Consider the following 17,920-nt stretch of genomic DNA (forward strand, 5'->3'; position numbering starts at 1 on the left):
GGAAGCGCGCCCGGGATGAACACGCTCGCTCGGACGGCGCACCACGAGTTGCGCTACCGCGGCTCGGCGCGTACTCGGCTGTGGGATCGCGTCAGGCTCGGCTGCGGCGGCGCTTGCGCGTCGCGGTGCCCGACGCACTCGGACTGGTGCATCGGGGGAGTCGGGCCGTACTCCGCTCGCGCGGTGGCGTCCGCGTCAGCGACCGAACTGCGGCGCGATTGCGCGATGATGTATCCGCCATGGCCGACGTGCAGGTGAGGAGCAAGTCATTGGGGTTGACCCGACACCTCCTGAAACCCGGTCGATGGACGCCGCCCAAGGCTCCAGTCGACGAGGGGCGCACGGGCGTCACGCGCCGTCTCGTCGTCGCGCGCCGCGTAGCGACCGGCGGTCACGGCCCCGAGGACGTCATTTTCGATCAGCGAGGTGGTCTGCTAGCCGGTCTCGGCGACGGCAGCGTCGTACGCCTCGACCTGGCCACCGGCGGCCGGACCACGGTGGGAAACACCGGGGGCCGCCCGCTCGGCCTGGAACCGTCCGGCGATGGCAGCGTCCTGATCTGCGACCGCGACAGGGGGCTGCTGCGCATGGCCGCCGACGGAGCGGTCGAGGTCCTCGTGGACGCCGTAGCGGGCCAGCCGCTCACCTTCGCCAGCAGCTCTCGGCTTGACCGGTTGTGGTGCATTGGTCGACACCCGTAACACGGCATCGTGGCGCTGGAGGCAACGCCTACTGGTGTGTCTCGTTTCGTTCAGTTTCACCACGCTCCGGCGCTGGTCGAGACGTTCGGGTTTCCTAGCGTGTTCGTGGACTGATCCACCGGCCGGGTTGCGCTGTTCCGCTAACCCGGTCGTGCGGTGCGGTCGGCCGTGAGCCCCGCGACGACCGCGTCGAGTGTGCGTTGTCTGATTGCCGCCTGCGCCGCAGGAGCGATGGTCACAAGCGGCCCGTCCATGAGGGCTGTGAGACCGTGGACCGTGGACCACGCCGCGATCTGCGCGCCGCGTCGGCGTGCCGGATCCATGAGACCGTGCCTCACGAGGTCGTCGAGTATCTCAGCGAGCTTCATCAGGGCCGGGATCTTGAGCACATCCTCGGGGGAGTTGCCGTTGTCACCGGTGCCGGCCTGGCCGGTATGGCAGAAGGCTGTGGCGAACAGTCCCTGGTGAGCCGCCGCGAAGTCGAGATAAGCCTCGCTCACGGCACGCAGCCGGGCCACCGTCAACTCACCCGGTTCCCCGTCACCCGGAACTCGTCCGAGACGCTCGATCACCGACTCGCCAAGCGCCTCCCGGGCGTGTTGCTTCACCTCCGCAAGCAGGGCCTCGCGGTCCGGGAAATGGCGATAGACGGCGGCCGCCGAGACCTCCGCCCGGCGGGCGACTTCGCGCAGCACGACCGCCTTCGGGCCACCCGCAACCGCGAGCTCCACGGCGACACGAATCAACGTATTGCGGAGATCGCCGTGGTGGTAGCCGTTTCGCGGAGCGGCGCCGTCGGCCGGGCACGGATCGGTCATGTGAATCAGGGTACGCCGATCGTGTTTCGGCGGCCGATCGGTTTGCCGGTCGCCGCCAGCTGCGCTCTAGGGCTCGTAGACGGTCTGTGCCCACGCCGCCGGGCTCCACGAGACGATCGTGCGCGCGGCGGTCTGGGCGGCCCACGAGGTCAGCTCGATCAGGGCCCTGTCGGTCGCGGCGGTGGCACGGTAGTCCGCCAACACCGAGGCGTCGATCTGCCAGGACGCGAGGGCGACCAGCAGGGCCAGTCGGCCGGCCGGCCGGTCCTCGGGCGGGAGTTGTCTGACTGCCTCGTGCAGCCAAGTGCGATCCAGGTCGGGCGGTCGACCGTCCCAGCCTTGCAGCTGGGCGTGGACCATGGCCTGCACCGACCGGGGCACCGCGGACTCGCCGGCCTTGTCGACCGCGGCGGCGGCGCGGGCCAGCGCTCCGGCTACCGTCGGGCTGCCGACCGCCCACTCGAGGTCCTCCGGCAGCGGCGCGTCCGGGAGCAGCGCGAGCGACGCGCCGGCCGGATGGGACCGGGCCGCGGCTGCGCGGATTCGGGCGCCGATCAATCGGGTGACGATTCCCAGTGCGGCGCCGGGGGCCCGAGGCGGCATCGGGGCCTCGGGCAGGAACACGTTGACCATGCGGTTGATGTAGTGGAACACCAGAGCCACGCCGAGGAGTTCAGGGGCTTGTTCGATGGAGAACGGCGGCTGCTCGGCGACCGTGTCGCGCACCGCCGCGGTTCTGGCCCATTCGGCGGTCGCACGGATCGCAGGGTCCTGAACGCGGTCGAAGTGGCCCCCGGCTACGGCGGCGGCGTGCTCGCCACCTGTCAGGCTGTTGAGCGCCGCGCCGTGAACGGTGGCGCAGTACGGGCACGTGTTGGCCGCCGAGACCGCCGCGGCCAGCGCCTCCTTTATCGTGCGGGCGGCCCGGCCCTCGGCCAGCACGCACTCGCGGAAGGCCATCCAGGCCGCCGCCATCACCTCCGGCGCCGGAGAATGCAGGGCCACCGGCGGGGCCAGGACGCCGAAGTCGCGCTCCAATTCCGCGTAGACCCGCGCGACCAGATCGCGTGCCACGGCCGGGCTGACCGGCCTGACGTGTTGGACCTGCGCCAGCGCCGTGAATCGAAGGGTTTTGCGCCACGGGTTCAGGTCCATCGTTTGCTCCTCGTAGCGGGGCCGCGTCTGGCCGGAATTACCAGGCCTGCTCGACGAGCCAGCAGGCGGAGGACTCCCGCGGGCCCACGCCGGGCAGCTCGATCATGGCCACGGGCGGGCCGGTGAAGTCGGCGGTGTCGATGATGACGACTTCGTCGTGTTCCTGCGCGGTGTTGTGCGCGAACGCCAGGACCCAGCCGTCACCCTCGTCCGCTGTGGGGGAGCGGGGGACGAACACCGGGGCGCCGAGGTCCCGATCCAGGTCGGCATGGTGCAGGCGGGAGGTGCCTTCGGCTAGATCGTGCAGGACGAGCGCGGTGCTGTTCCGCTCGGCGCCGGTAAGCAGCCGGGTGACGACGTATCGGTGATTCGTGCCCTGATAGCGCGGATCGACGACGGGAAGTTCTTGGGCACGGTCGTCGAGGAGCGCATCGTGTACGGTGCCGCGGCTCGGATCCACGACTCGGCGCCACAGGGCCGGTGAATCGTGGCCGTCGTCATGCATCACGTCGACGGCGATCGTGCCGTCGCGCAGTTCGAAGGCGTTCACGGGCTGATCGGCGGTCGCTGGCTTGGTGTTCCCGCCGTCGCAGCCGCCGAGCGGGGCGTTGACGGCGTCGATCCAGCGAACGTCCTCGGGGCCCCCTTCGCGTGGCATGAAACCGATCTCGGTCGGGCCGAGGAACAGTGCGTGCCGCTCAGTCAGGGCGAACGCGTACTGCGATGGATCATCGGTTACCGGCACCGTCTCGTACTTGCGGACGTGTCCCTTGACGTCGACCGCCATGTATCGCAGAGACTCACGGCAGGGGTCTGCGACCGCCGCGAAGAGCTCTCCGGTCAGCGAGTCGTGGATCGGGCGGGACGAGAAGCCCGAAGGCAGCGTGTCGTCGAAGTCGCAGCGGGCTTTGGTGCGCAGATCAGCTGTCAGCTCGTAGGGCAGCACGCCTTCGCCGAGCGCGAGGATCTGGCGTCCGTGGCGGATGACGGCCGCGTCGGTGTTGTCGGAAGCGCAGCGGCGCGGGCCGGGCGAGGGGAGCTCTCCGGTCTGCCGGCACACGGCATCGGTGCGGACCCGGCGCGCTCGGTACCACTCGGCGTGACCATGCCGGATCCGCAGCGCGCCGACGTGGGGCTGGCCGGCGGAGCCGCGGCCGTCCGGGCCGATGCGGATCAGAACGCCGTCGAGTTCCGCGGGGGGTTCGCCCTTGACCGCGAGCGCGTAGCAGTCCAGCTCCGTGAGTACGTGCGGGTCCGGTCGTGCCATCGCAGCTCACCGCCGGGGCATATCGATGTTACATAACAGTGTTCTTCCAATATCGGCCCGGCTGTTGGACCATGTCAAGGGTGAGCCCCCGTCCGGCGCAGACCGATTTGCGCAACACCCTCGTGGAAACCGCGGCCCGCGTCCTGGCCCAGGATGGACCGGGCGGCCTGAGCACCCGCCGCCTGGCCAAGGAGGTGGGGACCTCGACGATGGCCGTCTACACCTATTTCGGCAGCATGGACGACCTGGTGCGGGCCGTCGTGCACGAGGGCTTCGCGCGATTGAACACCAGCATGTCCGCAATCGGCGACTCCGCGGACCCGGTCGCGGACATCGTGGCGCACGGTCGGGTCTATCGCTGGAACGCGTTCAAGAACCCGGACCTCTACCAGGTGATGCTGGGCGCGCTGAACATCGCAGGCTTCTCACTCACCGACGAGGACCGCCGGCATGGGCGCTACGTGCTGGACATCCTGATCGACTCGGTGCGGCGCTGCATGGCCGCAGGCCGGTTTCCCGCAGGGGACGCCGAACTGGTGGCGCATCAGTTCTGGACGGCTCTGCACGGCATCGTCACTCTCGAACTCGGCGGCTACCTGTTCCCGCCCTACGACGCCGACGCGTGCTTCGACGCACAGGTGCACAGCCTCATCGTGGGCAACGGCGACGAAAGCGCGCGCGCCTGGGCCTCGATGCGGCGCTCGATCCAGATCGCCGACAGGGTGTTGCGCGCCTCCGGGGCGCTGTTCGAGGGTGAGACGGCGTGAGAGGCCTGAGACGGTAGACGCGCGTGAGATTGCGGGCGTGACTGAGACAGTAGACGCGACCGCGGTAATCAGGCCACGGCGACAGGTTCCTCGCCCGTGATGACTTCGAGGCCCAGACCTTTCGTCTCGGCCCCCACCCGCCAGAACGCCAGCATCGCGGCCGCGAGCGGCACGGCGCCGATCACGGCGGTCTGCGCGATGGACGGCACCGCGGAACGGGCGACGACTACTCCGAGGATCAGCACCCCGCCCAGTTTGGTCATCCCCGCTGCCAGGCCGGTGCCTCGTGTACGGATCCGGGTCGGGTAGACCTCCGCGGCGTATCCGGCGGCCAGCGCCGCCAGTGAGCTGGTCCCGGACAGCGGGACGACGAGCAGCAGCGACAGCAGCAGCCTGTCGTGCGCCAGCGAGTTGCCGGCCACGACGAATCCGGCCAGCGCCGCGGCGGTCGCAAGGCAGAACGCGATGATCGTGCGGCGGCTGCCCCAGACCCCGTACATCCAGGCCGACAGGACCGTGAGCGGAAGCCCGATCAGCGCCGCGTTGCGCACGACGTAGTCGGAGGCTACGGCGGTATAACCCAGGTGCTGGATGTTAGTGGGCACCCATTGCTGGAACCCGAAGGTAACCAGCCCCACCCCGGCCCCGAGCAGTGCGATCGCGGTGCTGGCTCCGATCAGCGGCCGGCGCACGATCTCGAGGATGGAGCCGCGGTCTGCCGCGACCGCGCCGTCCGGCCCGTCATCGTCCGCCGGAATCTGCTCGGCCCGCGCGCCGTACCGCGCCATGACGGCCTCCGCCTCCGCGGTCCGGCCGCGGCTGAGAAGGTAGCGCGGCGATTCCGGTACCCAACGGTTCAGGGCGATCAGCAGTAGGCCGGTCGGCAGGCCGATCAGCCAAAGGATGCGCCAGCTGTAATGCGGCGTCAGCCGCGCGGACAGCCAGCTGACCAGTAGATACGCGCCGGCCACGTCGCCGCCGATCAAGACCAGCGCCCATCCGCGATGCCGGGCCGGCATCGTCTCGGACAGCAGCGCGAAGGCCACCGGCAGCATCCCGCCGGCGCCGATCCCCATCAGGAAGCACATGAACAGGTTCCAGCCGAAGCTGGGCATGGTGCCGCAGATCGACGTCGACACGAACAGTACACCCGCGAACAGGATGGACGAGCGCCGTCCGATGCGGTCGCCGAGCGATCCCCACAGCCAGGAACCGAGCACGGTCCCTGCGATGCCGAACAGCGGCAGCCAGGCGACCGGCGTGTGGCTGTGCTTGTCCGCCGGCAGCAGGTGGTATTCGTGCGCGACGCCCGGGGCGATGAAGGACAGCGTGGCCGGCTTCATGACGTCGATGGTGATCGCGATGGTCATCACCGCGAGCAGTACGATATGCCGGGCCTGCAGCGGCGCTTCGTCCAGCGGCCGCACCCGGATCCCGGCCGCCAACAGCTTGATCTCACCGCTGCGCCGCGGAAGCACCCCGTAGAGCACCAGCGGCAGGCCGAGCAGGATCAGCGCCATACCCACGACCATGGAGACGTCCGGATGCATTCCGGCCATCCGGTACCCCATGTCGCGGGCGCTGTAGTACATCGGCAGGTGCAGCAGCACCCCGACCGAGCAGGCCAGCGTGCCGAGCCAGAACGCGGCCGGATGCTCGAAGCCCCGTCCCGCGCGGTCCCCTTCGGAAACTCCGCCCATCGTGAAGCCCGTACTTCCTGGTCGAGGGATGCAGTGCCGGACTGCTGTCGTGCCCTGATCTGCCAGTGGCCGCCGACGAGCAAGAGACATTCTGAGCCCGCCGTGACGTCGTCGTTTCTTCCAACGTGCCCAGTTCGCCGGCCGGAGCGCAGGGCACGGCCGGAGAAGCAGGTGCCGCGCATCGCGACGAATACTCGTTCCATCCAAGGGTCTTTGCCGGGACGACGGGACCACGTCCGTCGCGACCTCCCGGGAACCCCGGCGCATTGACGAACGGCATTGACGCCCACGGAGGGAGACCACGGTGTTGCCGAACGCACACCACACCACGGCGGCCCGTCCCGGAAAGGAGGGGGTGGCGGGATGAACGGCACTCGGATCGCTGTGGTCGGGATCGCCCTGCGGTACCCCGATGCCAGCACTCCCGACGAGCTGTGGCGCAACGTGCTGGCCGGGCGGCGGGCCTTCCGCCGCCTGCCGGACGAGCGGATGCGGGCCCAGGACTACTACTCGGCCGATCCGGCCGCGCCCGACCGCCATTACACGCGCATGGCCGCGGTCCTGGAAGGGTTCGAATTCGACCGGGTCGGCTACCGCATCGGCGGCAGCACGTTCCGGTCCACCGACATGACGCACTGGCTGGCGTTGGACACTGTCGCCCGGGCGCTGCAGGACGCCGGCTTCCCGAGCGGTGACGGCCTGCCCAAGGCGGCTACCGCGGTCGTCATCGGCAACACTCTGACTGGAGAGTTCAGCCGCGCCAACCTGATGCGGCTGCGCTGGCCTTACGTCGAGCGCACCGTCGGCGCCGCGCTGCGCGAGCAGGGCTGGGACGACGCGGCGCTCGGGGACTTCCTGGCCGCGCTCGAGGCTCGCTACAAGGCCCCGTTCCCGCCGATCGACGAGGACAGCCTGGCCGGCGGCCTGGCCAACACCATCTCGGGCCGCGTGTGTAACTACTTCGACTTCGGCGGCGGCGGTTACACCGTCGACGGCGCGTGCTCCTCCTCGCTGCTGTCCGTCGCGACCGCCTGCACCGCCCTGGCGACCGGCCAGATCGACGCCGCGGTGGCCGGCGGCGTGGACCTGAGCATCGACCCCTTCGAGGTCGTCGGCTTCGCCAAGACCGGGGCGCTGGCCACCTCCACAATGAAGGTGTACGACAAGGGCTCCAACGGCTTCTGGCCCGGCGAGGGCTGCGGCATGCTGGTGCTGATGCGCGACGAGGACGCCGTGGCGCAGGGCCGGTTCCGCTACGCAACCATCGCCGGCTGGGGGCAGAGCTCTGACGGAAAGGGCGGCATCACCCGCCCGGAAGCCTCCGGCCACCGACGCGCGATCGGTCGCGCCTACGCCACCGCGGGCTTCGGCGTCGAGACCGTCCGCTACTTCGAGGGCCACGGCACCGGCACCGCGGTCGGCGACGCCACCGAGCTTGAGGCGATCAGCGGCGCCCGCCGTGACGCCGCCGGCCCGAGCGCGGGTACGGTCGCGATCAGCACCGTCAAGGGCAACTTCGGCCACACCAAGGGTGCGGCCGGCGTGGCCGGCCTGATCAAGGCCGTGCTGGCGGTCCGGCACCAGGTCATCCCGCCGGCTACCGGGCATCAGGACCCGCATCCGGTGCTGCTGCGCGACGACGCAGTGTTGCACGTGCCGGACAGCGCCGAGCTGTGGCCGGCCGGCGCGCCGATCCGGGCCGGCGTCTCCTCCATGGGCTTCGGCGGGATCAACGCGCACCTGGTGGTCGAGCACGCCGACGGCGCCCGCCGCCGCGACGTCGGCACCACCGTGCGACGCCTGGTGCGCTCGCGTCAGGACTGCGAGATCCTGCTGCTCGACGCGGCCGGCGTGGCCGAGCTGCGCGGCCGCGTGGCCCAGCTGGCCGGCTTCGTCCCCCGGCTGTCCTACGCCGAGCTCGGCGACCTGGCCGCGACGCTCTCCGGGCAGCTGTCCGAGGAGCCGGCCGCACGGCCACTGCGCGCGGCCATTGTTGCCGCCTCCCCGGAACAGGCCGAGGAGAGGCTCGGCCGCCTGCTCTCCCTGCTGGACTCCGGTGCGCGCCAGGCGCTCGATCTGGCCGGCGGGGTGTTCCTCGGCGCGGTCGGCCGCGCGCCGCGCCTCGGATTCCTGTTCCCCGGCCAGGGCGCCGGGCGCCGGGCCGACGGCGGGGCGCTGCGCCGCCGGTTCGCGACGGTGGATGAGCTCTACCAGAACCTCGGCCTGCCGACCGACGGCGACCAGGTCGCCACCGCGGTGGCGCAGCCGCGCATCGTCGCGGGCTCCGCAGCGGCCCTGCGCGTGCTCTCGGCGCTCGGCGTCACCGCGTCCGGCGCAACCGGCCACAGCCTCGGCGAGCTCACCGCGCTGCACTGGGCCGGCGCCATGACCGAGTCGGAGCTGCTGGCACTGGCCGCCGAGCGCGGCCGGGTGATGGAGGCCGCTTCCGCCGGCGGCGGCGCGATGGCCGGGATCGCGGCCTCGGCCGCCGAGGTCGAGCCGCTGCTGACCGGGCAGCCCGTGGGCATCGCCGGCTACAACAGCCCGGCGCAGACTGTGGTCAGCGGTCCGGCCGAGGCCGTGGAGCGGGTGATGGCCGCGGCGCAGGGGCGCGGGCTCACCGCGACTCGGATCAACGTCTCGCACGCCTTCCACTCCGAGGCGGTCGCCCCGGCCGCAGAGCGGTTCGCGCGACACCTGGCCGCGCAGGAGTTCCGGCCGTTGGAGCGCACCGTGATGTCCACGGTCACCGGCGCCGCCCTGCCCGCAGACACCGACGTAGCGCAGCTGTTCACCCGGCAGGTGCTCGACCCGGTGCGGTTCCACCAGGCGGTGGCTGAACTGGCCCGGGAGTGCGACGCCCTGATCGAGGTCGGCCCTGGGCGGATCCTGCGCGGGCTGGCCGCAGAGATCGCTCCGGCGACGCCGGCGGTGTCCATCGAGTCCGACAGCATGTCGCTCGCCGGGCTCTTCCAAGCGGTCGCCATGGCGTACGCGCTCGGCGCCCAGATCGAGCACCGCGAGCTCTTTCGCGACCGTTTCGTCAAACCGCTGCCGCTGGACAAGGAGTTCGTGTTTCTGGCCAGCCCGTGCGAGGCCGCGCCCGAGGGCGACTTCGCGGTGGTCAAGGCGGCACTCGCGGAGCCGTCCGCGGCCCGCCGGACGGATGCCCTCGGCGCTGCTGCCGCCCGCGGTGCTGAAACCGTCGGCGCCACCGCGGACGAAGGCCCGGCCGACGCGGCCGACGCACTCTCTGTCCTGCGCAGCCTGGCCGCCGAGCGGGCCGAACTGCCGCTCGACGCCGTGCGCCCGGACAGCAATCCGATCGACGAGCTGCACTTGAGCTCGATCACCGTCGGCCAGATCGTCACCCAGGCTGCCAAAGAGCTCGGCGTCACCGCCGTCCTCGCGACCTCGGCCTACGCGACCTCGACCCTGGCGGAACTGGCCGAGATGTTGGACGGCCTGGCCGCCACCGCGCTGGCCGACGACGGCGCCGCCGAGCAGGTGGCCGGCGTCGCGCCGTGGGTCCGGGCCTTCTCGGTGGAGCAGCTACCCGCCGACCCCGCACCACCGGTCGTGCTCCGGCAGCCGGCGGCGGACTGGGAGCTGTTCGCCACCCCCGGGCACCAGCTGGCCGAGCCGCTGCGGGACGCGCTGCGCATCGCAGGCATCGGTGACGGCGTTCTGCTGTGCCTGCCGACCGAGGCCGACGAGGAACACGCCGACCTGATGATTTCCGCGGTTCGCGCCGCGCTCTCGCGGGTGCGGCAAGCGCCTGTGCGATTCGTGGCCGTCGGCGGGCGCCGGGGCGCGGCGGGCATCGCCAAGACCCTGCATCTGGAGGCCCCGGCGGTGACCACGACGGTCGTCGTGCTGCCCGATCCCGACGGGCTGCCGGCCGACCGGATCGCCGAGACGGCGAGCCGGATCACCGCCGACGCCGCGGCCACGGACGGCTTCGCAGAGGTCTGCTATGACGTGGGGGGCGCGCGGACCCGTCCGGTGCTGCGGCCGCTGCCCGTCACCGGCCGGTCGGGCGGGTCGTCCGGCCCGGGGCCCATATTCGGCCCGGAAGACGTGCTGCTGGCCACCGGCGGCGGCAAGGGCATCACCGCCGAATCCGCGGCGGCCCTGGTCCAGGACACCGGCGCCGGGCTGGCCCTGCTCGGCCGCTCGGACCCGGCCCAGGACCCGGAGCTGGCGATGAACCTGGAACGGCTGCGCGCCCGCGGGATCTCGTTCCGCTACGTCCGCGCCGACGTCACCGCCGCCGACGAGGTCAAGGACGCGGTTGAGGAGATCAGGCGCACCCTCGGCCCGGTCACTGCCGTGCTGCACGGCGCCGGTCGCAACGAGCCGCGCTCGCTGGTCGACCTGGACGAGGCCACCTTCCGCCGCACTCTGGCCCCGAAGCTGGACGGTCTGCAAGCGGTGCTCACCGCGGTGGCTGCTGACCCGGTGCGGCTGCTGGTCACCTTCGGCAGCATCATCGGCCGGGCCGGCCTGCGCGGCGAGGGCGACTACGCCACGGCCAACGACTGGATGACCGAGCTCACCCGCCGCTACGGCGAGGAGAACCCCGGCTGCCGGTGCGTGGCGCTGGAGTGGTCGGTCTGGTCCGGGGCCGGGATGGGGGACAAGCTCGGGGTGCTGGAGGCCCTGATGCGCGACGGGATCACCCCGATCCCGGTGGCCGAAGGCGTCGCCATCCTCAAGGCCCTGCTCGCGGACCCGGCGACGCCCGGCACGGTGGTCGTGACCGGACGCGCCGAAGGCCTGGACACCATCACCCTGGAACAGCGCGACCTGCCCCTCGGCCGGTTCCTCGAGCGGCCCCGCGTCCACTACGCCGGCGTCGAACTGGTGGTCGACGCCGACTTGTCACCGGCCGACGACCTGTACCTCGGCGACCACCTCCTGGACGGCGACCTGCTCTTCCCGGCGGTGCTCGGCATGGAGGCGATGAGCCAGGCCGCCGCCGCGCTGACCGGGCGGACCGCCGCTCCGGCCATGGAGAACATGGAGTTCCTCCGGCCGATCGTGGTACCGGTCGACGGCCGGACCACGCTGCGGGTCGCGGTCCTCGCCGACGGCCCGGACGCGGTGCGCGCCGTGCTGCGCTCAAGCGAGACCGGCTTCCAGGCCGACCACTTCCGCGCGACACTGCGTTACGGCTCCGAGCCGCCCGCCGGATCGACGCAGCCGGCATCGGTAAACCAGGATGCTGATTCCACGGTCCCGTTGGACCCGGCCACCGACCTGTACGGTCCGGTGCTCTTCCAGGGCGACCGCTTCCAGCGCCTGCTCGGGTACCGCAGCCTGGCGGCGCGCGGCTGCGTCGCCCGGATCTCGAACGCCGCGCGCACCGACTGGTTCGGCTCCTTTCACCCGGCTGACCTCGTGCTGGCCGACCCCGGGACCCGGGACGCGCAGATGCACTCGATCCAGTGCTGCGTGCCGGACGCCACGCTGCTTCCGGCCTCGGTCGAGCGGCTGTGGCTGGCCGACCCGAGTGCGGTACGGTCCCTGGCCGAGGTGACCTTGCACGCGGCGGAACGGTCACGCGACGGTGACACGTATGTATACGACCTCGAAGTCCGCATCGACACGGGCGCTCTTGTCGAACGCTGGGACGGGCTGACCCTGCAGGCGGTGCGCAAGCAGGACGGGACCGGTCCCTGGCAGCCGGCGTTGCTCACCCCCTATCTGGAGCGCAACGTCGAACCAGTGCTCGGCCACGGCGGTCTGCGCACCGTGGTGGTCCCCGACTCGGTCGTCCCGGACCCGGCCGAGGCGAACGGCTCCGCGCTCGCGGTCCGCCGCCGACGCACCGAGCACGCCGTCAGTTGGGCGCTTGGCCGGCCCACCGCGGTAGGCCACCGGTCGGACGGGCGGCCGTGGGTCGAGGGCCATCAGGTCTCTTCCTCGCACGGCGCCGGGCTCACCTTCGCGGTGGCCCTGCCGGGCGACCGCCCGGCGGAGTGCGACGTCGAGGTCGTGACGGCGCGCGGCGCGGCCGAGTGGGCAGACCTGCTCGGTGCCGACGGAGCCGCACTGGCCAGCACGCTCGCCGCCGAGCGCGGTGAGGACTACGCGGTCGCGGCCACCCGGGTCTGGGGCGCCATCGAGTGCCTGAGGAAGGCCGGGCAAGCCCGCCCGGCCCTGACCGCGGACACGCTGCCGGTCTCGGCCGGGGCCGGTTCCGGGCCGTGGGCGGCGCTGCGCGGCGGCGGGCGGCGGATCGCGTCGTTCGCGACCACCGTGCACGGCGTCGCCGGACCGGTCGTGTTCACCATCTCGACTGGCATCGACGGGAACGAGGCAGCATGAACGGGATCAAGGACTACTACGAGTATCGGCACCTGGTCGGCTTCGAGGAGACCAACCTGGTCGGGAACGTGTACTACGTCAACTACCTGCGCTGGCAGGGCCGTTGCCGGGAGATGTTCCTGCGCGAGCACGCGCCGCAGGTGGTCTCCGACATCCAGGGCGACCTGAAGCTGTTCACCCTCAAGGTGGACTGCGAGTTCCTCTCCGAGATCACCGCGTTCGACGAACTGTCCATCCGGATGCGCCTTGAGGACCTGACCCAGACTCAGATCGAGTTCGCCTTCGACTATGTTCGGCTGCGCGAGGGGCTCGAGGACCTGGTGGCCCGAGGCCGGCAGCGGGTGGCCTGCATGCGCGGGCCGAACACCGACACCCGGCCGACCCCGGTGCCGGAACCGCTGCGCCGGGCCCTGAGCCGCTTCACCAACCACGGCGCCCGGCCGGCGGGGTCCCCGGTCCTGGCCAGGGCGCTGGCCGCGGGGAGCTGACCGGCGATGACCACGGCCGAGGACATGACGGCCGGCCTTCCGGCCGACAGTGCGGTCGCGCCGCGGGAGCTGCGCCGGATCTTCGGGCGGTTCGCGACCGGGATCACGGTCGTGACCGCCGGCCGCGACGAGCCGCACGGCATGACGGCGAACTCGTTCACTTCGGTGTCGCTGGACCCGCCCATGATCCTGATCTGCGTGCTGCGCGACGCCGCGATGCACGAGGCGATCCTGCGGCACCGGACGTTCGCGGTCTCCGTCCTGTCCAACCGGCAGGAGCGGGTGGCCAGATACTTCGCCGACCGCAACCGGCCGCGCGGCCGTGCCGAGTTCGAACCCGTATACAGCATCGCCGGTCCGCGCACCGGCTGCCAGGTGCTGCCCGACGCGCTCGCCTGGTTCGAGTGCACCCTCGCCGCCGTGCACGACGGGGGAGACCACTCGATATTCCTCGGCGAGATCGTCGGCCTCGGCCGCGGCCCCGACGAAGACGCGCTGCTGTTCTACGCGGGCGCCTACCGGCGTCTGGACGCCCCCGTCGATTGGCGCGACTTCATTCTGTGAGCAATGTGGAGCCTGCCGGTCACCAGGTGACCGGCAGGTTGTCCACGCCGCCGGTGAGGCGGTTGGTACGCGGCCGCAGCGTCTCGAACTCGGTGGCCAGCCGCAGGCCCGGGAAGCGGCGGAACAGCGCCGGAAACACCACGCGCAATTCGGTGCGGCCGAGGGCGGCGCCGATGCAGGCGTGGATGCCGTGGCCGAACGCCAGATGCACGTTGGGCTTGCGCTCTGGGTTGAAGGTGTCGGGGTCGGCGAACACTGATTCGTCGCGATTGGCGGCCGCGGCCGAGATGAGCACGGCCTCGCCGCGCGCCACCTTCACCCCGGCGATCTCGACATCCTCGCGCGCGTAGCGCAGCAGGCCGACGCCGCTGGGCGCGGCCATCCGCAGGATCTCCTCGACCACGCTGTTCACCCGGCCCTCCGGATCCTGCGCGAACCAAGCGCGCAGCTGCGGGTCGCTGAGCAGGAACAGCGTGCCGTAGTCGATGCGGTTGGCGGTGGTCTCGTGGCCGGCGAAGAGCAGCCGCGCGGCCAGGTAGGCCAGGTGCTCGTCGGTGAACGTCGGGTCCTCGGCCTGGGCGGCGACGATGTCGGAGATGACGTCGGGTCCGGGCTCGAGCCGCTTGGCCGCCGCGAGCCGGCCGGTGTACTCCTGGAACTCGGCCATGGCGGCCTGTGAGTCGCTCGCCGAGTCGAACGTGGTGATGCGGTCGGTCAGGGCGCCGAAGTAGCGGGCGTCTGAGTACGGCACGCCGAGCAGCTCGCAGATCACCAGCACCGGCAGCGGGAACGAGAGGGATTCGTGCAGGTTCACCGGCTGGTCGGGAGCCAGGTCGTGCGCGGCCTGCATGTTGTCCAGCAAGCCTGCCGTCAGCGTCTCGATCCGTCCGGTCAGCCTACGCATGCGCGGCATGGAGAACGCCGGCATCAGCAGTCTGCGCCACCGGTCGTGCTCGCGTTCCTCGGTCTCGTAATCGCCGGTGGGCCCGCCCATGACCGCTGAACCGGCCATGCGCGGCGCGCTGGCGGGGTCGGGATGCGACTCGCCGAACCGCGGGTCGGCGAAGATCTGCCGGGCCTCGGCGTAGGTGGTGACGAGCCACGCCGGATCCCCGGCCGGGGTGATGACCGGCGTCAGCGGGCTCTGCCGCTGCAGCGCGGAGTACAGCGGCGATATGTCGAGGACGTTGGGTCGGTCGAACGGCAGACGCAACGGCGCGTTCTGCGTCGTGCTGGTCATGGTGCTCCTTCGCGGCTGTAGGCGGCCCGCACTGGGCACGGGATCGGGCGGTCACGGATACATACCTTGCGGCCGCCCGTGGCTCATCGGTCGTCAGCCCGTCGATCCGCGCGGTCGCGCACGGTGAGCACTGTCGGAGAAGCCGTCGGCAGCGCAGCGGCGATGTAATGGCCGGACAGAGGCGTCCGGCGCCAGGGCGACCACGCAGGAGGAGACGACGCTATGTTCTACGAGATCCGCGAGTACACGACCGTCCCGGGCCGAATGACAGCCCTGATCAAGCGGAACAACGAAGTGGTCCTGCCCTTGTTCACCAAGCACGACATGAATCTGGTGTTCATGTCGGTGACCGAGCTCGGGGAGAACAGCAACAACGAACTCGTCTACATGCTGCAGTGGGAGACCTACGCCGAGATGGCGCAGAAGTGGGCCGCGTACATGAGCGACCCGGAGTGGATCGAGGCCAAGGCGGCCAGCGAGGCGGACGGCCCGATCCTGGAGCGGATCCGGCGCCGGATCGTCAATCCCACGCCGTTCGGCTGACGGTCGCGGCGACCGCGCATCAGGCCGCGCCCCCAGTCGAGGGCGCGGCCTGATGCGTGAAAACGCCGATCAGCCCGGTTCAGGCCAGCGCCGGAATCACCTCGGCGGCCAGCCGCTCCATCTGGACTTCGTCGTCGTCCAGCGGGTTGAGCAGCAGCAGGTCGGCTCCGGCGTCGGCCACCTCGCGAAGCTTCTCAGTGACTTGTTCGGCAGTGCCGTACACGGCCACCGGCGCGATCGTGTCGCCGACCAGGCCCCAGTATCGATACATCCGGTCAAGGCCGGCGCTGACGGCGGCGCGGGCATGCTCGGGGTTGTCGTCCACGGCGACGTAAATGCGCTTGCCGATGGGGAAGGTATGCGGGTCCCGGCCCTCCTCGACCAGCGCCTCGCGCAGCACCCGCACCTGGGTCGCGAACTGCTCAGAGGTTTGCGATCCGGCGCCCATGAAGGCGTCCCCGAGCCGGGCGGCGCGGCGGACCGCGGCCGGGCTGCTGCCGCCGAACCAGATCGGCGGGCCCGGCTTCTGCAGCGGCTTCGGCTCCATCTGCGCGCCGCTCAGCTGCCAGAATCGCCCGTCGAAGTCGATCTTGGACTCGGTCCAGCAGGCGCGCATCAGCCGCAGTCCCTCGGTGAACCGGCTGACTCGGGTCGCCGGGTCGACCTGGAACGCGGAGAACATGGTGGCGCGCACGCCGAGCGCGACCCCGACGTCGAGGCGGCCTCCGCTGAGCTGGTCCACGGTGCTCAGCGTCTTGGCAAGGTGCACCGGAGTGTGCACGGACGTGACCAGCATGGCGACGCCGAGCCTGATGCGCTCCGTGCACGCCGCCGCGTAGCTCAGCAGCTCCGCGGAGCCGAGATGTGGCATGGAGCCGAGCACCTGTTCACCGACCCAGGCGCTGTGGAAGTCGAGTTCTTCGGCCCGGGCCAGGAAGCGGCGCATGGCGACCGGGTCGAAACCGTCGGGGAAGTGCACCGGGATGGAAATCGCGGGACGCATGACTCGATGTTAATCAGCCGCCGTCGGCGGGACTTCTTCCAAATGGCCCTGCCGCGGCCTCGGCCGGGCCGCGGTCAGCGGCTTTCCATCTCAAGCGCCTGTGGAATGTCGAAGAGGGCGAACACCTCCGGCTCGGCGAAGGTCACGTTCCGGCTTACGCCCGCCTCGGTGAAGCTGAACAGCTGGATCGTGTGCAGGCGGTGCACCTCGTCTCCCTCGGCGCACAGATACGCGGCGACACCGAGCTGTCCGTTCGCGGCGAGCGGAGTCATCCGCCAGCGCGTGCCCCGCCGGTCGAAGACCCGGGCGATGAAGCCCGCGTAGTCGTCGCGGCCGAGGTACCAGTTGAGGTACGGCGGCATCTCGAGCAGCGCGTCCTCGGTCAGCAGCTTGGCCAGGCCGGGGACGTCGGCCCGCTCGAAGGCCTCGATGTATTGGTCCAGCAGAGCCCTGCGCTGCGGGTCGGCCGGCTCGGTGATCTCGCCCTCGTCGATGCCGACTTCGGCCAGCCGGGCGCGGGCGCGTTGCAGGGCGCTGTTGACCGCGGCCGTCGAGGTCTCCAGCACCTGCGCGATCTCGGGCACCGGCCAGTCCAGGACCTCGCGCAGGATCAGCGCCGCGCGCTGGCGCGCCGGCAGCAGCTGCATGGCGGCCACCAACGCCAGCCGCACCCGGCCCTTCCCGAGCAGCACCGCCGCGGGATCGCCTTGCCCGGCGCCGAGCCGGGCGTCCGGCAGCGGCTGGAGCCAGACCGTGTCGCCGCCGTGGATCAGCGGTCCCTCCGGGTCCAGGCCCCGCTCGGCCAGCCCGGACGGAAGCGGCCGGCGGGCCCGGTGCTCCAGCGCGGTCAGGCAAGCGTTCGTGGCGATGCGGTGCAGCCAGGTGCGCATCGAGGCGCGCCGGTGGTCGAACCGGTCGAAGGCGCGCCAGGCCCGCAGCATCGTCTCCTGGACCTGGTCCTCGGCGTCGTGCACGCTGCCGAGCATCTGGTAGCAGTGCAGTAGCAGTTCGGTGCGGAAACGGCTGGTCTCGCTCTGGAAGTCTTCAGCGGTCCGAACAGGCATCGGGACGTTCCCCTTCACGACCGATGAGATCCCTCGCTACGCCGAGTATATATCGGTGACCACGCAGCGACCGGATGGAGAGACGCATATGAGCAGGCTGGCGATGGAGGGCGGACCGGCCAACGCGCTGGACCCGCCGAAGCGGGGCACCGGGATGACGTTGGCCGTACTCCTGCTCGGCCAGTTCATGGGGCTGCTCGACAGCTTCGTGGTGAACGTCGCCATGCCCGCCATCGGCACAGATCTGAAGGCCTCGGGCGCCTCGCTGCAGATGGTC

13 protein-coding genes and 1 pseudogene are annotated in these 17,920 nt (G+C 71.1%); 7 read left to right on the plus strand and 7 right to left on the minus strand.

Going from position 1 to position 17,920, the window contains the following annotated elements; genetic code table 11:
- Window positions 1-239 precede the first annotated feature (239 nt).
- Window positions 240-701: an SMP-30/gluconolactonase/LRE family protein gene (locus VFB40_RS25025; RefSeq protein WP_324854814.1), complete on the plus strand. Its 462-nt coding sequence runs from the start codon at window positions 240-242 to the stop codon at window positions 699-701.
- Between the two features lie 140 nt (window positions 702-841).
- Here the strand turns inward: VFB40_RS25025 and VFB40_RS25030 are convergent, their stop codons facing one another.
- The 3 genes from VFB40_RS25030 to VFB40_RS25040 all read right to left on the minus strand — a co-directional run bounded on the left by VFB40_RS25030 (window position 842) and on the right by VFB40_RS25040 (window position 3,941).
- A complete protein-coding gene (locus VFB40_RS25030) occupies window positions 842-1,519 on the minus strand; it encodes a TetR/AcrR family transcriptional regulator (RefSeq protein WP_324854816.1) in 678 nt (225 codons plus the stop codon).
- Between the two features lie 66 nt (window positions 1,520-1,585).
- Window positions 1,586-2,674: a carboxymuconolactone decarboxylase family protein gene (locus tag VFB40_RS25035; protein WP_324854818.1), complete on the minus strand. Its 1,089-nt coding sequence runs from the start codon at window positions 2,672-2,674 to the stop codon at window positions 1,586-1,588.
- A 37-nt stretch (window positions 2,675-2,711) separates the two neighbouring features.
- Window positions 2,712-3,941: a carotenoid oxygenase family protein gene (locus VFB40_RS25040; RefSeq protein WP_324854820.1), complete on the minus strand. Its 1,230-nt coding sequence runs from the start codon at window positions 3,939-3,941 to the stop codon at window positions 2,712-2,714.
- 80 nt (window positions 3,942-4,021) lie between these two features.
- On the opposite strand from VFB40_RS25040, the gene VFB40_RS25045 reads away from it, so the two are divergent.
- Window positions 4,022-4,708 (plus strand): TetR/AcrR family transcriptional regulator, encoded by a 687-nt coding sequence (locus VFB40_RS25045; RefSeq protein ID WP_414642147.1) that lies wholly within the window; start codon window positions 4,022-4,024, stop codon window positions 4,706-4,708.
- Window positions 4,709-4,776: 68 nt separating this feature from the next.
- Here the strand turns inward: VFB40_RS25045 and VFB40_RS25050 are convergent, their stop codons facing one another.
- Window positions 4,777-6,408, minus strand: coding sequence for an MFS transporter (locus VFB40_RS25050; protein ID WP_324854824.1), 1,632 nt, complete (start codon window positions 6,406-6,408; stop codon window positions 4,777-4,779).
- A gap of 363 nt (window positions 6,409-6,771) precedes the next feature.
- On the opposite strand from VFB40_RS25050, the gene VFB40_RS25055 reads away from it, so the two are divergent.
- From VFB40_RS25055 to VFB40_RS25065, 3 genes are read left to right on the plus strand one after another with little or no spacing between them, the layout of a single operon-like run.
- Complete coding sequence (locus VFB40_RS25055) at window positions 6,772-12,741, plus strand: type I polyketide synthase (RefSeq protein WP_324854825.1); 5,970 nt, start codon at window positions 6,772-6,774, stop codon at window positions 12,739-12,741.
- A 5-nt stretch (window positions 12,742-12,746) separates the two neighbouring features.
- Window positions 12,747-13,229 (plus strand): acyl-CoA thioesterase, encoded by a 483-nt coding sequence (locus tag VFB40_RS25060; protein WP_349261630.1) that lies wholly within the window; start codon window positions 12,747-12,749, stop codon window positions 13,227-13,229.
- Between the two features lie 6 nt (window positions 13,230-13,235).
- Window positions 13,236-13,793 (plus strand): flavin reductase family protein, encoded by a 558-nt coding sequence (locus VFB40_RS25065; protein ID WP_324854829.1) that lies wholly within the window; start codon window positions 13,236-13,238, stop codon window positions 13,791-13,793.
- A gap of 19 nt (window positions 13,794-13,812) precedes the next feature.
- On the opposite strand, the gene VFB40_RS25070 is transcribed toward VFB40_RS25065, so the two are convergent.
- Window positions 13,813-15,033 (minus strand): cytochrome P450, encoded by a 1,221-nt coding sequence (locus VFB40_RS25070; protein WP_324854831.1) that lies wholly within the window; start codon window positions 15,031-15,033, stop codon window positions 13,813-13,815.
- 222 nt (window positions 15,034-15,255) lie between these two features.
- Here VFB40_RS25070 and VFB40_RS25075 point away from each other — a divergent pair, with 222 nt between their 5' ends.
- Window positions 15,256-15,576 carry an NIPSNAP family protein gene (locus VFB40_RS25075; RefSeq protein ID WP_324854833.1) on the plus strand — a complete coding sequence of 107 codons (321 nt, stop codon included), beginning with the start codon at window positions 15,256-15,258 and terminating at the stop codon, window positions 15,574-15,576.
- Window positions 15,577-15,655: 79 nt separating this feature from the next.
- On the opposite strand, the gene VFB40_RS25080 is transcribed toward VFB40_RS25075, so the two are convergent.
- On the minus strand, window positions 15,656-16,579 hold the full coding sequence (locus VFB40_RS25080; RefSeq protein WP_324854835.1) for an LLM class flavin-dependent oxidoreductase: 924 nt from the start codon (window positions 16,577-16,579) through the stop codon (window positions 15,656-15,658).
- 74 nt (window positions 16,580-16,653) lie between these two features.
- Window positions 16,654-17,643: a sigma-70 family RNA polymerase sigma factor gene (locus tag VFB40_RS25085; protein WP_324854837.1), complete on the minus strand. Its 990-nt coding sequence runs from the start codon at window positions 17,641-17,643 to the stop codon at window positions 16,654-16,656.
- Window positions 17,644-17,731: 88 nt separating this feature from the next.
- On the opposite strand from VFB40_RS25085, the pseudogene VFB40_RS25090 reads away from it, so the two are divergent.
- Window positions 17,732-17,920, plus strand: a pseudogene (locus VFB40_RS25090) (MFS transporter); the annotation flags it as partial.

Origin of the sequence: Actinocrinis sp. (assembly GCF_035650855.1) — a bacterium.
Lineage (GTDB): Bacteria > Actinomycetota > Actinomycetes > Streptomycetales > Catenulisporaceae > Actinocrinis.